Annotated in this window: 12 protein-coding genes, 2 rRNA genes and 4 pseudogenes; 10 read left to right on the forward strand and 8 right to left on the reverse strand. The window is 35.7% G+C overall.

Features of this window, described 5'->3' with window-relative positions; genetic code table 11:
• Both A9G25_RS06830 and rrf read left to right on the forward strand, forming a co-directional pair.
• Positions 1-575, forward strand: a 23S ribosomal RNA gene (locus A9G25_RS06830); the annotation flags it as partial.
• Positions 576-732: 157 nt separating this feature from the next.
• Positions 733-848: ribosomal RNA gene (rrf, locus tag A9G25_RS06835) — 5S ribosomal RNA — on the forward strand.
• Between the two features lie 478 nt (positions 849-1326).
• Here rrf and A9G25_RS13185 read toward each other — a convergent pair.
• A pseudogene (locus A9G25_RS13185) lies at positions 1327-1682 on the reverse strand (integrase core domain-containing protein); the annotation flags it as partial.
• A gap of 76 nt (positions 1683-1758) precedes the next feature.
• Between A9G25_RS13185 and A9G25_RS06845 the strand changes: the two are divergent.
• The 3 genes and pseudogenes from A9G25_RS06845 to A9G25_RS13375 form a co-directional block, all read left to right on the forward strand.
• Positions 1759-2016 carry a transposase gene (locus A9G25_RS06845; RefSeq protein WP_065579872.1) on the forward strand — a complete coding sequence of 86 codons (258 nt, stop codon included), beginning with the start codon at positions 1759-1761 and terminating at the stop codon, positions 2014-2016.
• Positions 2017-2652, forward strand: a complete 636-nt coding sequence (locus A9G25_RS06850; protein WP_065626314.1) for a DDE-type integrase/transposase/recombinase — start codon at positions 2017-2019, stop codon at positions 2650-2652.
• Between the two features lie 57 nt (positions 2653-2709).
• Positions 2710-2895: pseudogene (locus A9G25_RS13375) on the forward strand (integrase core domain-containing protein); the annotation flags it as partial.
• On the opposite strand, the pseudogene A9G25_RS12595 reads toward A9G25_RS13375, so the two are convergent.
• The 4 genes and pseudogenes from A9G25_RS12595 to metC all read right to left on the reverse strand — a co-directional run.
• Positions 2854-3093, reverse strand: a pseudogene (locus A9G25_RS12595) (IS3 family transposase); the annotation flags it as partial. The pseudogenes A9G25_RS13375 and A9G25_RS12595 overlap by 42 nt on opposite strands.
• A gap of 101 nt (positions 3094-3194) precedes the next feature.
• Positions 3195-3378 (reverse strand): annotated as a pseudogene (locus A9G25_RS13380) (transposase); the annotation flags it as partial.
• 170 nt (positions 3379-3548) lie between these two features.
• Complete coding sequence (gene tilS, locus A9G25_RS06860; RefSeq protein WP_065626316.1) at positions 3549-4868, reverse strand: tRNA lysidine(34) synthetase TilS; 1320 nt, start codon at positions 4866-4868, stop codon at positions 3549-3551.
• 62 nt (positions 4869-4930) lie between these two features.
• Positions 4931-6112 carry a cystathionine beta-lyase gene (gene metC, locus A9G25_RS06865; protein WP_065626317.1) on the reverse strand — a complete coding sequence of 394 codons (1182 nt, stop codon included), beginning with the start codon at positions 6110-6112 and terminating at the stop codon, positions 4931-4933.
• 120 nt (positions 6113-6232) lie between these two features.
• Here metC and A9G25_RS06870 point away from each other — a divergent pair, with 120 nt between their 5' ends.
• Positions 6233-6850 carry a 4'-phosphopantetheinyl transferase family protein gene (locus tag A9G25_RS06870; protein WP_065626318.1) on the forward strand — a complete coding sequence of 206 codons (618 nt, stop codon included), beginning with the start codon at positions 6233-6235 and terminating at the stop codon, positions 6848-6850.
• A 50-nt stretch (positions 6851-6900) separates the two neighbouring features.
• Here A9G25_RS06870 and A9G25_RS06875 read toward each other — a convergent pair whose 3' ends face one another.
• On the reverse strand, positions 6901-7674 hold the full coding sequence (locus tag A9G25_RS06875; RefSeq protein ID WP_065626319.1) for a tyrosine-protein phosphatase: 774 nt from the start codon (positions 7672-7674) through the stop codon (positions 6901-6903).
• A 103-nt stretch (positions 7675-7777) separates the two neighbouring features.
• Between A9G25_RS06875 and pepB the strand changes: the two genes are divergently transcribed.
• The gene (gene pepB / locus A9G25_RS06880) at positions 7778-9058 is read left to right on the forward strand and encodes an aminopeptidase PepB (protein ID WP_065626320.1); all 1281 of its coding nucleotides are present in this window, start codon (positions 7778-7780) and stop codon (positions 9056-9058) included.
• Between the two features lie 50 nt (positions 9059-9108).
• On the opposite strand, the gene A9G25_RS06885 is transcribed toward pepB, so the two are convergent.
• Positions 9109-9675, reverse strand: a complete 567-nt coding sequence (locus tag A9G25_RS06885) for a peptidylprolyl isomerase (RefSeq protein WP_065626321.1) — start codon at positions 9673-9675, stop codon at positions 9109-9111.
• Between the two features lie 314 nt (positions 9676-9989).
• Here A9G25_RS06885 and A9G25_RS06890 point away from each other — a divergent pair, with 314 nt between their 5' ends.
• From A9G25_RS06890 to robA, 3 genes are all read left to right on the forward strand, one after another.
• Positions 9990-10640, forward strand: coding sequence for a phosphoribosyltransferase family protein (locus tag A9G25_RS06890; protein WP_176701092.1), 651 nt, complete (start codon positions 9990-9992; stop codon positions 10638-10640).
• A gap of 117 nt (positions 10641-10757) precedes the next feature.
• Complete coding sequence (nfuA, locus tag A9G25_RS06895) at positions 10758-11333, forward strand: Fe-S biogenesis protein NfuA (protein WP_065626402.1); 576 nt, start codon at positions 10758-10760, stop codon at positions 11331-11333.
• A gap of 96 nt (positions 11334-11429) precedes the next feature.
• Positions 11430-12347, forward strand: a complete 918-nt coding sequence (robA, locus tag A9G25_RS06900; protein ID WP_065626323.1) for an MDR efflux pump AcrAB transcriptional activator RobA — start codon at positions 11430-11432, stop codon at positions 12345-12347.
• Between the two features lie 65 nt (positions 12348-12412).
• Here the strand turns inward: robA and trpR are convergent, their stop codons facing one another.
• Entirely contained in the window at positions 12413-12694 is a 282-nt protein-coding gene (trpR, locus tag A9G25_RS06905) for a trp operon repressor (RefSeq protein ID WP_208610500.1), read from the reverse strand.
• Positions 12695-12704: the final 10 nt, after the last annotated feature.

Here is a 12704-nt window from a genome sequence, read left to right on the forward strand (position 1 = left end):
GCAATGGCAAAAGCTAGCTTGACTGCGAGAGTGACGGCTCGAGCAGGTACGAAAGTAGGTCATAGTGATCCGGTGGTTCTGAATGGAAGGGCCATCGCTCAACGGATAAAAGGTACTCCGGGGATAACAGGCTGATACCGCCCAAGAGTTCATATCGACGGCGGTGTTTGGCACCTCGATGTCGGCTCATCACATCCTGGGGCTGAAGTAGGTCCCAAGGGTACGGCTGTTCGCCGTTTAAAGTGGTACGCGAGCTGGGTTTAGAACGTCGTGAGACAGTTCGGTCCCTATCTGCCATGGGCGTAGGAAAATTGAGAGGGTTTGCTTCTAGTACGAGAGGACCGAAGTGAACGCACCGCTGGTGTTCGGGTTGTGATGCCAATTGCATTGCCCGGTAGCTACGTGCGGAATAGATAAGTGCTGAAAGCATCTAAGCACGAAACTAGCCTCGAGATGAGTTTTCCCTGAAGAGATTCAGTAAGGTCCGTTTGAGACTAAGACGTAGATAGGTCAGGTGTGTAAGTGTAGTGATACATTGAGCTAACTGATACTAATGAACCGAGAGTCTTAACCTTACAACTCGGAGTTGTTTTGGGTTACGCAGAAGTTATTCCTAGATGAGAAAATCATCGAAAAGAGAATAGAGATTGAAAAAACAGTTTGTTCCGAATTGAGTGATTGTTGTTGATATGAGATAATGGACAGCAATTAAGAAAGAGAGAACAGAATATGTCTGGCGGTAATAGCGCGGTGGTCCCACCTGACCCCATGCCGAACTCAGAAGTGAAACGCCGTAGTGCCGATGGTAGTGTGGGTATTACCCATGTGAGAGTAGGGTGCCGCCAGACTTTTATATATAGAGCCCAGCAGTAATGCTGGGCTTTTTGCTTTCTACAGAAAATTATTTGCAGTGTATTTCTAGTTTATCCGATGTTTATTATACGTTTTAACAAATAGATTTTCACCGATGATATTAGTCGTAATTCATAAAGTTGTAATGATAAGATAGGTTATGATAATGAATGAAGAATGGAAACCTATCTACATATCAGAAAATTACATGCCAGCTCATCTGATTCTCTTATTTATGAAACTATGGGAGAGCCTGAATTACCTGTCACAAGACTGAACAAAAAATCAAAAATATTTAGTCACCTATGGCAATTTCAATATCTTCTCTGAAAATAACACGGTAATAAATATTGATATGCATGGTTTTAGAAAAAAGATGGTAGTTATTGGTAGAATAAATAGCTGGAAACTTGATAATTAGCTAGTGTAAATACCCCAAACTTAGTACACAATTCATGTATAAAATTAAGCTGCCTATTTATATTCAATTGGTGTCATGTTATTTAATGCCTCATGCGGTCTTTCGGTGTTATAAATCGTTAACCATTCTTCGGTTATTCTCCTTGCTTGCGCTAAGTTGTTAAAAAGATATAAATCGAGTACTTCAGTAGGATAGGTACGATTAAATCGTTTAATATAGCCATTTTGATAGGGGGGCTACCAGGCTTTAGTAAGTTTACTGCAATATCAATACCTAACGCCTCACGATTAAAATCATCGATGACATTGAATGTCCTAAAGCGACGTTGATTACGACTACTGTCACTCATAAAATCCATTGACCAACATTCACCTTGTTTATTAGGTACCAATAGCTTTTCTGGTATTCGTGGTGTAACTATCCCCTAAAATAGTACAGCAAAAAAGTAGAAAATTCTCTATGATAAAAGAAAAGGGGATTTAATTATGAAAAAAATGACTGAAGATCAAATTGTCGCTATTTTAAAAGAAGCTGAAGCGGGTATTCCGGTTAAAGAACTGTGCCGTAAATATGGCATGGGTAATTCAACTTTCTATAAATGGCGAGAAAAATACGGTGGAATGGAAACTTCGGATATCAAACGCTTAAAGGAGCTGGAGGCTGAAAACCGCAAGCTTAAGCAGATGTTTGCCGAACTGAGTTTAAAATCCCAGCTGCAGGAAGAAATCATAAAAAAGCTATAAGTGCCCACAAAGGCACGTAAAACGTGGGCACAGCAACTACAACAAAATTATTCGATTACTATTGCTATGAGTTGTGCCATTGTTGGCTTAAGTCGTTGTGCTTACTATTATCAACCTAAGTTACAGGATGATTCGGTGATGGTTTCGGTGTTGAATGCTATCACAGACCGGCATTTACGCTGGGGCTTTCCTAAATGCTTTAATCGTATCAAAAAGCTCAGCTATAAATGGAATCATAAACGGGTATATCGGGTGTATTGTGAATTAAAGCTTCATCTCAGAGTAAAGCGTAAAAAACGCATTCCTCCACGATGCCCAGAAAAGCCATTGGTGCCTAATAAACAAGGTGAATGTTGGTCAATGGATTTTATAAGTGACAGTAGCCGTAATCAGCGTCGCTTTAGGACATTCAATGTCATCGATGACTTTAATCGTGAGGCGTTAGGTATTGATATTGCAGTGAGCTTACCGGCAGGAAGGATTACCCGTTACTTAGATAAACTGGCCGAATATCATGGGTATCCATTAAAAATACGGGTCGATAATGGGCCAGAATTTACAGGAAAAACCTTTATAAACTGGGCTAAATCACATGATATAGCCATTGATTATATAGAATCAAAATGGCTATATTGAACGATTTAATAGTACTGAAGTACTCGATTTATATCTTTTTAACAACTTAGCACAGCAAGGAGAATAACCGAAGAATGGTTAACGATTTATAACACCGAAAGACCGCATGAGGCATTAAATAACATGACACCGATTGAATATAAAATAGGCAGCTTAATTTTATACGTGAGTTGTGTACTAAGTTTGGAGTATTTACAGTGGGGGGATACGTTTTTTACGCTTTACTCTGAGATGAAGCTTTAATTCACAATACACCCGATAAACACGCTTATGGTTCCATTGATAGCCGAGCTTTTTGATACGATTAAAGTATTTAGGAAAGCCCCAGCGTAAATGCTGGTCTGTGATAGCATTCAACACCGAAACCATCACCGAATCATCCTGTAACTTAGGTTGATAATAGTAAGCACAACGGCTTAAGCCAACGATAGCGCAGCTCATAGCAATAGTAACCGAATAATTTTGTTGTAGTTGCTGTGCCCACGTTTTACGTGCCTTTGTGGGCACTTATAGCTTTTTTATGATTTCTTCCTGAAGCTGGGATTTTAAGCTCAGTTCGGCAAACATCTGCTTAAGCTTGCGATTTTCAGCCTCCAACTCTTTTAAGCGTTTGATATCCTAAGTTTCCATACCACCGTATTTTTCCCGCCATTTATAGAAAGTTGAATTACCCATGCCATATTTACGGCACAGTTCCTTGACAGGAATACCAGCTTCAGCTTCTTTTTAAATAGCTACGATTCACAGAAAGTCCGATTGAAGCTTTTTATTCCCTTAACGAGTAAAAATGAATGTTATCAAATCATTAGTTGTACCAAGTTAAAGTTGAAAAGCCCATTGAAGATAAATTAAGACGGCAAGCTAAACGCGATAACAAAACCTATTAGGGTATAAACTTATAGTTTATTCTTTACAAGAATAAAACCGATTTGTCTTCCTTTTCCTTGTTCGGTAACAAATTTGCCAACTGCGCAAATCAGTTGTTCGTTGTAGTAAATCAGAGGGATTCGATTTCGCATCCATGGTGGAATATTATGCTCTTGCCATAGTTTTTTTATTGATCGTGAACCATGACGATTAACAATTCGAAATTTTCCTTGAGCATGGAATCGTACTGTGATTTTTTCATCTGCTTGTGGTAAGCGACAACATAAATCAGTTTGATAATTAACTTGTAATTCTCCAACATTATCTGGAAGTGTTAATGGCAACGCTAAATCCCAGTTTAGGATTTGCTGTTCAATATCTTGATATAATGCTAACAAATAGAGTTGATTTTGATAACGGCAAACTTGTTGATTATTAAAAATAAATTTAGGATTGGCATCTGCTTTTGCTAATGCAACGGTTTGCCAAATTAATGTTATTTGTTGGCGTGTTGGCATATTAATATGATTATGTTTAAACCACATGCGTAAAATTGCATTTCGTTTATACTCGGAATAGTCCATTAATGGCGTAATAGCCAGTTGATTTTGTTCGGTGACAACTTGCTTAAACTCTGCCAATAATAACTCATTGATTAACGTTTCTTGTTGTTGACATAATTCCGCACTGCGTGTAACCATTTGCGAAAAATGTGGCCAGCGTTGATTAAGAATTGGTAAGACTTTTAAGCGTAAAAAATTACGGTCGTAGTGATCATCTTGGTTGCTTTCATCTTCTATCCAATTGAGTTGATGTTTATTCGCATAGGTTTCAATTTGTGATCGTGATATTGTTAATAAAGGTCGAAGATGTTGTTGATTTTCCCTTGGCATTGCGGACAATCCCGCAGGTCCACTACCACGTTTTAATGCCAAGAAGAAAGTTTCACATTGATCATCAAGATGTTGAGCTGTACATAACGTTTCATCATCTTTTATATGGCGATATATAGCTTGGTAACGTGCATTTCTAGCTTGCTCTTCAATATTACCCGCTATGGGATCAAGTCTGACTTTTTCAATAATTATTGGAACTTGCCATGTTTGGCATTGTTGCCTGCAATGCGTTGCCCAGTTGTCAGCATTGCTACTCAAACCATGATGAATATAGATCGCTCTTAGTTCTAAATTTGGTAACAATTGTTTTTTAAGCTTAACAAGCACATGCATTAATACCGTTGAGTCAACACCACCACTATATGCAACCAGTAGCGCTTTGTGGTGTTTTATATTATGAAAAACTGTTTGTTTTATTATTTCGTCACACGTGATTTGGCTATGATTATTCATCTTCTACTTAATTATGCTAAACTAAACATTCGTAATGCATTGGCTTTATATAGATTTATTTTTTATAGCTTGATTCTGTCTAAACCAGTAGCAAGATCGGCAATTAAATCATCGGGATCTTCAAGCCCTATATGAACACGAATTAAAGTTCCTTTAAAATCAATACCAGATACAGGTCTAATTTTTGCTAGTTCTTCGGGTTGATTAGCTAAAATTAATGATTCAAAACCACCCCATGAATAAGCCATTGAGAAATAAGTTAAGTTGTCAATAAAATCAGATAATTGCTCGTCAGTTAATCGATCTTTGAGTACAAAAGAAAATAATCCACTTGCACCTGAAAAATCACGTTTAAAAAATTCATGCCCCTTACAACTTTCTAATGCTGGGTGATTGACGGTAGCAACTTTAGGATGGTGAGCTAACCATTTTGCTACTTTTATGCCATTTTCGTGGTGTTGCTTTAATCGTATAGCTAATGTTCGCAATCCTCGTGCGGCTATATAAGCGGTATCAGCATCGCACATTTGTCCCATTAAGTAAGAACGTTCGCGTAATTTTTCCCAACAACGCTGGTTAGCAACAGCGGTGCCTATCATGGCATCAGAATGACCGATTAGGTATTTAGTACCTGCTTGTATTGAGATATCAATATCATGATCTAATGCTTTAAATAATACCCCGGCGCTCCATGTATTATCGATCATAATAATAATTTCTGGATTGGCGCTGCGAATTGCTTTAACCATTGAAGGAATATCATGAATTTCCATCGTAATGGAACTTGGTGATTCTAAAAATACGACTTTGGTATTGGGTTTAATTTGATTTGTAATATTGTGACCCACTAATGGCGTAAAGTAATCTGTTTCAACACCAAAATTTTTTAAAATTTGCTGACAAAATTCTTGAGTAGGTTCGTAAGCGGCTTCAGACACTAATATATGATCGCCAGCTTGAACAAAAGCTAAAATAGCATTAGCGACGGCAGCTGCGCCACAAGGGTATAGATAGCAACCAGCTCCACCTTCGATTTCAACCATCGCATCTTGTAGCGCAAAATGAGTTAATGTACCACGGCGTCCATAAAATAATGCACCATTAGCACGGTTTTTGGTTGCTTCTTTTTTTGTTTCAATTGAATCAAAAACCAATGATGATGCACGTTGAATAACCGAATTAACAGCGCCTTGTGTATAACGCTTTTTACGTCCTGCATGAACTAATTTTGTTGGTAATGACATAATGATACACCCTTGCTACTATTTATTAAGGTTGATATTTTTATTAATTTTGATAACAGTTAGCATAGCATGCTGTTAGAATAGTAAAAAATAAATTTTATTAATATTTTCTTGCTAATTATGCTAATTATTCAACTTGCTTGCCTTAATGACGCTGACATTAATTTTTCACTGTTGCCTCAAACGCTTCTTGATGAAGCGAATAATTTAAGTGGTCAACGCAAAAAACAGTTTTTAGTTTGCCGTTCAATTTTGGCTCATTTGCTTAAACAATACTGCGATATTCCGATGTTACCTGTTATTAAGGTTGAAGATAATGGTCGTCCCTCTTTCTTAGAGCCACGCTTACCGGATTTTAATATTAGTCATAGCCAAGATTGGGTAGCAGTTGCGATTTCGTTAGTAGGTAAGGTTGGTTTAGATATCGAAGTAGCACGTCCACGAAAAAATTATTTGAAAGTAGCTAAAAATTTTTTTGCCGATGATGAATATCAATGGATGACTAAACAAGATGATACATTAAGAGCCTTTTGGCAACTATGGACATTAAAAGAGTCTGCATTAAAGCTTTATGCTAAAGGAGTTTGGCAAATTAAATCGGTTAACATTGACTTAAAACAGCAGATGATTATGGCGCCTTTTGCACAAGAGTTTTATTATCAATATCGTCAAGTGGACGATATGCACCTGTCGGTGAACTGCAATCAACCAATCTCTAAATTAATTTTGTTGTCTTAATACAATGTTTTTCCATTATTTATTATGGCGCGATAATGGCTTGTTATTTATTAAACCAGATAGATATCTTGAATTTTTTTTCTATTAGTTTTGTTTAATTGATATTCCTGTGATAACCAATTGTCAATTGTACCGTGCCGCATTTTAATTGTATCAAATGCTGCAGTTAGGTACTCTTTTTTGGCGGCAAAAATTAATTTGCGTTTTTCAAACTCATCAGGCGTCATTTTATGTTGATATTGACTTAATAGATTTTCACGATAATCTGACAATAGCTGTTCTGTTAGTAAATAATCTTGCATGACAGTTTCTTCACTAACACCCAAAGCAAACAATGTTAATGCAACGCCAACACCTGTACGATCTTTACCAACAGCACAATGTTGTACCAATGGTCTACCTTGTGAGTTTAGTAGGATTGAGGAAAGTTTTTGATATGCTGCGTTATTAAATGGTAGTAGCTGGTAAAGCTTAATCATAAAATCAAATGGAGCATTTTTTTTAAGTGTTTGGTGAGGATTGCCTAGATCACTTGTTAAACTTGCGGTGATCGTATTGCTCAAAGGGTTAGCTGGCACATTAATATAATGAGTATTTTGCCATAATTTATCTGGATTTCGCTCAATTTCATCAGGATCGCGATAGTCTAAAACGTAGTGCAGATTTAGCTGATTAGCTAAAAAAAATTGCTCTTGTTGTGTAATAAGCGAGAATGCGCCTGAGCGGTATAGTAGGCCCGATCGAATTTGACGTCCATCAATTGTTTTGATTCCACCTAAATCACGAAAATTAATCCCATTTTTTATCGGTACAACTGATGCCATAACCCGTCCTTATTTATTTTTAACTTTACTTGCTATATTAACATATTTCTGATTAGAATTAATTCATTGTTATGTTGTTTATCAATTTTTTGAGGTTTTTACTATGTTGATGTTATCTGTTTTACTAACTGATAAGCCTGCACCAAAACAGTGGGGAAAAGATGCATTTTTGAGTTTTTCTAACGAGGCGATTACTATTCACTATAAACCAGAACATCGTTTAGGGGCGATTCAACGTGCAGGTCGAAAGTTAGATAACCAAGGAATAAATTCGGTTAAATTAAGTGGCGAAAATTGGGATCTCGAAGCTTGTTGGCATTTTTGGTTAGGCTATCGTAATGCCAAAAAAAGTACAAAAGTAACTTGGCCAGAGCTCAACACCAAAGACAAACAAGAATTAAAACATCGTATAGAAATTATTGATTGGTGTCGGGATATTATTAATGAACAAGCCGAAACATTAAGTCCTGTTGAATTAGCCACACGATCAGCTAAGTTAATTAGCACTTACTCATCTGTTGTGACTTACAACATCATTTCAGGTGAAGCTTTAAAAGAGCAAAATTATATGGGTATTTATACGGTTGGAAAAGGTTCGGATCGGCCAGCGGCTTTGCTTGAACTTGATTATAACCCAACTCAAAACCCTAATTTACCGATAACGGCCTGTTTAGTTGGTAAAGGTATTACCTTCGATTCAGGAGGATATAGTTTAAAACCAAGTAATTTTATGGAGTCAATGCGCTCAGATATGGGGGGAGCTGCGTTAGTAACAAGTGCATTAGCATTAGCCATTGCGCGCGGTTTAAATCAACGTATTAAACTTTATCTATGTTGTGCGGATAATTTAGTGAGTGGCAATGCGTTTAAATTAGGCGATATTATTCGTTACCGTAACGGTAAAACGGTTGAAGTTAATAACACTGATGCAGAAGGGCGACTAGTTTTGGCTGATGGTTTAATTTGTGCTGATAATGACCAACCTCATTATATTATTGATTGTGCAACACTGACTGGAGCGGCTAAGATTGCGGTAGGGAATGATTATCAGTCATTACTTTCGTTTGATGATAACTTTGCTAACCAATTGTTAGCTAGTAGCAATACTGAACATGAAGCTTTTTGGCGATTACCATTAGACGAGTTTCACCGTTCGCAATTCCCATCACCATTTGCTGATATAGCAAATTCAGGTATACCTAATACTGCTGGGGCAAGTACTGCTGCGGCTTTCTTATCGCATTTTATTAAAAATTATCAAAAAAATTGGCTACATATTGATTGTTCTGCAACATTCCGTAAAAGTGCCACAGCTTTATGGACAACAGGGGCAACAGGTATTGGGGTGAGGACAATTGCTAATTTACTTAGTCATCTTAAATAAAACAAAAAACCACTTTTAAAAGTGGTTTTTTGTTAGCTAAGTACAATGGTTTAATCATTTTTAATAACAATTGCTTTTTTAATGTAAATAGGTTCAACCGGCACATTTTGATGTGGCCCCACGCGTTTAGTTGGGACACTGACAATTTTATCAACTATATCCATCCCTTTAGTTACTTTACCAAATACAGCATAACCATATTGTTCTGGTGATTTGTAATTAAGGAAATCATTGTTTACTACATTGATAAAAAACTGACTGGTTGCACTGTTTATTTCACTTGTTCTTGCCATTGCAATGGTACCACGATCATTTTTTAAACCATTGTCTGCTTCATTTTTAATTGGCTGGTTATTGTCTTTGAATTTTAGTTGATCATCAGCGCCACCACCTTGAATCATAAATCCAAGAATTACGCGGTGGAAAGTTAAATTTTCATAAAAACCACTATTAACATAATCAAGAAAGTTTTTAGTGGTAATTGGCGCATGTTCGCTGTCTAGTTCAATCTCAATATCGCCCATACTGGTTTGTAATAAGACTTGAGGAGTAGCTGAGGCGACAGTTGAAAAAATTGTTAGCAATAATGTTAAAATTAATAGTTTGATTTTTTTCATATAATAAAACCTCTTTCCATTTGAATTGGTTGATTATACCGAATATTAAGCTAATTTAAATAGCAATTATGCAAAATCGGATAATTTTTTGTGCTGTATATCGTATAACGATTTAATTATATTTAATTAAAAAATTGATTGGTCTATTTTATTGATGTTAACCTGATTTTAAACATTAATAAGATAAGGAGTTATAAAAAATGTTTTTTATAACTCCCTTTTTTATACTAACCGTTTTTATACTGAAACATAGTGTAACCTGAAACTTTTTTACAAAAAAACTGTTAAATTTTATGCGATGTATTTTGTGTGATATGCCTTTATTTCTATCTCATCATGGCATTTGTAGCCAATGTGTTCAAAATATACCTAAATTTAATAAAGTCTGCCATCAATGCTGTTTACCACATTCTTTATCGACTGATATATGTTATCGGTGTCGTGCAAAGAAACCTTATTGGGATGAACTTATTGCTGTTTCTGAGTATGTTAATCCTTTAAAAAAATTGATTCATCATCTAAAGTTCTACAACAAAATTGAATTGAGTACTGCATTGGCAAGATTGATGTTTTTGGCTTGGTATCAACGGCGAGAAATCGATGCGTTAATTAAGCCCGATTTGGTCACTTGTGTGCCATTGCATCATTTTCGTTATTGGTCTCGTGGTTTTAATCAAGCTGAGTTATTGGCAAAACCGATTGCAAGATGGTTAGATTGTGAATTTTATCCTTATTTACTATCTCGAAAGTCAAATATGAAAGATCAAAAAAAACTATCTCTTACAGAGCGAATCGCTAATGTTGAAAAGCTTTTTATGTGCCATCAAAATATTTCACATAAATCAGTAATGCTTATTGATGATATAGTTACAACAGGTAATACGATTAATGCAATTAGTCAGCAACTAAAAAAATGTGGAGCAAAGAGTGTTTATGTTGTTTGTTTATGCCGTACAGTATTGTAAAATCCTAAACAACCCCTATAATAACCAAGAAAGTTAGTCAACTATTATTATTAATATATTATAAATGATGTTAGGTTTGTTTATTACCTAACTACATTAAAGTGAGGGGTTATGTCTATTATCACTATTTCTGAATCAGCTCAACAGCACTTTAAAAAATTGCTTGCTAATCAAGCCGATGGAACACAAATTCGAGTATTTGTTATTAACCCTGGTACTCCAAGTGCGGAATGCGGTGTTTCGTATTGCCCTGCTGATACTATAGAAGATAGCGATATAGAAGAACGGTACGCTGATTTTTCAGTTTATATTGATGAAATTAGTGCGCCATTTTTAGAAGAAGCTGTCATTGATTATGTGACTGATGAATTAGGTTCGCAGTTAACATTAAAAGCACCAAATTCAAAAATGAAAAAAGTAGCTGATGATGCACCTCTTATTGAGCGTGTTAATTACGCAATTCAAGCACAGGTCAATCCGCAATTAGCTAGCCATGGTGGCCATGTTAGTTTAGTGGAGTTGACTGAAGATAATTATGTTGTTTTACAATTTGGTGGGGGGTGTAATGGTTGCTCAATGGTTGATTATACTTTGAAAGAAGGTATTGAGAAACAATTAATGGCAGAGTTTCCTGAACTCGCTGGTGTAAAAGATATTACTGAACACCAAGCTGGAGCTCATTCTTTTTGCTAATAATGGCAGAAAATAATTTTTATTTAAATCTTGCTTATTGCTGGGATTGAGTCATAATCGGATAACGTTTGCCATTTGACATTCTGATGGGGTTTTATGAATCAAGTTAGTATTATTTCAGATCTTATCGTTTGGATTGAAAAAAATTTGGAACAACCATTATCTATTGATCATGTTGCACAAAAATCAGGTTATTCAAAGTGGCATTTACAACGTATGTTTAAAGAGGTAACTGGTCAAGTTCTTGGTACTTATATTCGACATCGTCGTTTAACTTATGCTGCGCTTGCTTTACGCATGACAAGTAAGCCTATTTTAGATATTGCGATGCAATATCGTTTTGATTCTCAACAAACATTTACTCGTTCTTTTAAAAAACAATTCAATGAAACCCCAGCAAGTTACCGACGAGGAGATATTTGGGATCCTACAGGATTAACTCCTGCTATTGAGCTTAATAAAAATCGGTTTTTATTGCCTGAGCCAAAATTTGTTAATATGCCTCAAAAAACGTTTTGGGGTATCACCTTTAAAAATAATTGCAATTTGAGTCAATTATTAGATGAAGAAAATAAACTAAGATCACAATTCTTTTATAATTATATATCTCGCTGTGGCAATACATGTGAAAACTTGCCAGATAAAATTTATGCTTTTAGCCGTATATTGAAAAGCAAAGATAATGCTAATGAACAAGAGCTTTTTTATACAATTGCTTTAGATCAGAATAATAATTTAGAGCATATTGAGCAGATAGTTAATGAAGGAGGATTGTATCTTTGCTTTAGATATATTGGTTCTCCTGATGAGTTTGGCGATTTTATTTCACAAGTGCATTTAGCTGCTATGCCAGCATTAAAGGTACGCTTACGTTGCTCTAGTTGTGTAATTGAGATTCATCATAATCTTCGTGATGACTCTGTCGAATCGTTTAAGGATATTAAGCATATGGAGTGTGATTATTGTGTGCCGGTTGTTGCTGATAGTGACGTCAATATCCAATCAAGTTTATAGTTAATCATAGTTATAATATGATATAAAAATCTGCTATTAGATATTGACTAAATCATTTAATTATCCTAGTTTAATAAAACCTTTTCTAACCACTTTTTAAATTCTGGAGTTGCTTCTTTTAGGCTATTAGATCCTCTTGTTACTGTTGCAATACCAATTTTTAGTTGCTCTTTAAGTTGGCGTTGATTGATTGAACCATCAAGTAATGAATGTACGATTTTAACTCGAGTAATTAAAGCATCTCGCTCATCGGCAGTCATTAGTAATTTTAATATATCCAGTGAATAACCATCGTTAAATGCTTGGTGTAATAATTCAACTGTTTGTTGCCATTCGTTAGTTTTCATTATAATCACC

The organism is Gilliamella sp. Bif1-4, from assembly GCF_001690535.1.
Lineage (GTDB): Bacteria > Pseudomonadota > Gammaproteobacteria > Enterobacterales > Orbaceae > Gilliamella > Gilliamella bombi.

What these genes read in the sequence shown, in the direction of transcription:
- metC (WP_065626317.1), bottom strand. Translation starts at nt 6,112, where the DNA reads ATGTCATTACCAACAAAATTAGTTCATGCAGGACGTAAAAAGCGTTAT.
- A9G25_RS06875 (WP_065626319.1), bottom strand. Translation starts at nt 7,674, where the DNA reads ATGGCATCAGTTGTACCGATAAAAAATGGGATTAATTTTCGTGATTTA.
- pepB (WP_065626320.1), top strand. Translation starts at nt 7,778, where the DNA reads ATGTTGATGTTATCTGTTTTACTAACTGATAAGCCTGCACCAAAACAG.
- A9G25_RS06845 (WP_065579872.1), top strand. Translation starts at nt 1,759, where the DNA reads ATGAAAAAAATGACTGAAGATCAAATTGTCGCTATTTTAAAAGAAGCT.
- A9G25_RS06890 (WP_176701092.1), top strand. Translation starts at nt 9,990, where the DNA reads ATGCCTTTATTTCTATCTCATCATGGCATTTGTAGCCAATGTGTTCAA.
- robA (WP_065626323.1), top strand. Translation starts at nt 11,430, where the DNA reads ATGAATCAAGTTAGTATTATTTCAGATCTTATCGTTTGGATTGAAAAA.
- A9G25_RS06885 (WP_065626321.1), bottom strand. Translation starts at nt 9,675, where the DNA reads ATGAAAAAAATCAAACTATTAATTTTAACATTATTGCTAACAATTTTT.
- trpR (WP_208610500.1), bottom strand. Translation starts at nt 12,694, where the DNA reads ATGAAAACTAACGAATGGCAACAAACAGTTGAATTATTACACCAAGCA.
- tilS (WP_065626316.1), bottom strand. Translation starts at nt 4,868, where the DNA reads ATGAATAATCATAGCCAAATCACGTGTGACGAAATAATAAAACAAACA.
- A9G25_RS06870 (WP_065626318.1), top strand. Translation starts at nt 6,233, where the DNA reads ATGCTAATTATTCAACTTGCTTGCCTTAATGACGCTGACATTAATTTT.